1 protein-coding gene is annotated in these 1,419 nt (G+C 58.4%); it reads right to left on the bottom strand.

Translation table 11 applies throughout. The features are described 5' to 3' along the window. Window positions 1-129: 129 nt before the first annotated feature. Entirely contained in the window at window positions 130-1,347 is a 1,218-nt protein-coding gene (locus MOV63_RS32410) for an IS701 family transposase (RefSeq protein ID WP_247039836.1), read from the bottom strand. Window positions 1,348-1,419 lie beyond the last annotated feature (72 nt).

A 1,419-nucleotide genomic window follows, 5' to 3' on the forward strand; every position in this document is an offset into this window, starting at 1 on the left:
TAGCACTACTTTGGCAGAATTGATTTTGAGGTCATTTGGAACCTGATACGGCAGTGTGGACATCGTTGTGGTGGATGGTGGTTTGAGAGCGCGGCTATGACGGCGCGTCGGATAGCTGGCAGTGTCGGTTTAGGCGGGCCGCGTCTGTTCCTTTTTTTCCCGCTTTGCCTTGCATAGGCGCTGATGTTGCAGGAAGGCATAAGCGATCATGGTCATCAGCGCGTGTCGATGAAGGCCTTGCCATGATCGGCCTTCGAAATGATCGAGACCGAGTTCTTCCTTCATCTGCTGATGAGCCTGCTCGCAGACCCAACGAGCTTTAATAGCCGCCGCCAGTTGTTTCAATGTCGCCGCGGCCGGCAGATTGGACAGATAATATTTGCGTTCGTTGTTTGAGCGCCACTCGCCAACCAGCCAGGCTTCCTCGCCCGGCATATGCTGTTGCCCCTTGTCGAAGATGTGTTGTGGGCTGCCATCAGCGACCCGAATGCGCAGGGCCGCAAAGCGCGCGGTCAGTCGGCCTTTGGTGCCACGCCGCCAGCTGAGTTTCGTCCACGTCGAGGCCGCCAGCATCGTTTCGGCGGCTGTCGACAGCGTATCGGGGATGGAATGTTTGCGCGGCCGTCCATGACCAGCAACAGGAAGGATCAATGCGACATCATGGGGATAAACCTTCTGATGCTTGGGAATGCCGACGGCCCAGGTGAGACCCCGCGCACTCAAACCCTGCCGAAATGCGGCTGACAGACCATAGCCTGCGTCCGCAAGCACGGTGCCAAACCGAACACCTGCGGCAATCAGCCGATCGATCTCGTCGAGCGCAATCTCCGGCTTGGTGCGGGATACGCGCGACAGCTCGGGAACGCCGGCTTTTGCCATTCTGTCCTGATCGCTGGTCCAACTCTCGGGCAGGAACAGCCGCAAACCCACCGGGACAGGAACCTCGTTCCGTGCCAGCGTCAGTGACACCAGCGTCTGGCAATTGGCGCGCTTGCCCAGCATCGATGCATATTGCGGCGCGACCCCTACCGAGTGGTCGCCCTTCTTCGGAAGGCCCGTATCGTCGATCACCAGAAATGCATCCGGGCCTCCGACTATTCTGTCAGCCTGCACGGCCAATTCCGCCTCAAGCGGACCGGCGTCCCAAATGCCATCCGAGATGAAATGATGCAGGCGATCGTAGCGATCAGGCGCAAGCCGCTCCGCCATCGGCTCTATGCTTTTGCGATCACCAGGCCCAATCAGACCCGAAACATAGATCGGGCACATCTGCCGCCGCTTCTTGTGGCCAAGCTTCTCAACGAACGGCTTCAGCCATTCCGTCAGTGCAACATCCTGCTCTGCCATCCTTCGCACCCCTGTTGAAGTGCTAAAGATCGCCGATCATCGTTAACCGAGGATTAATCTGCCAAAGTAGTG

Source organism: Neorhizobium sp. SHOUNA12A (assembly GCF_023006505.1).
GTDB lineage: Bacteria > Pseudomonadota > Alphaproteobacteria > Rhizobiales > Rhizobiaceae > Neorhizobium.

What these genes read in the sequence shown, in the direction of transcription:
- MOV63_RS32410 (WP_247039836.1), bottom strand. Translation starts at nt 1,347, where the DNA reads ATGGCAGAGCAGGATGTTGCACTGACGGAATGGCTGAAGCCGTTCGTT.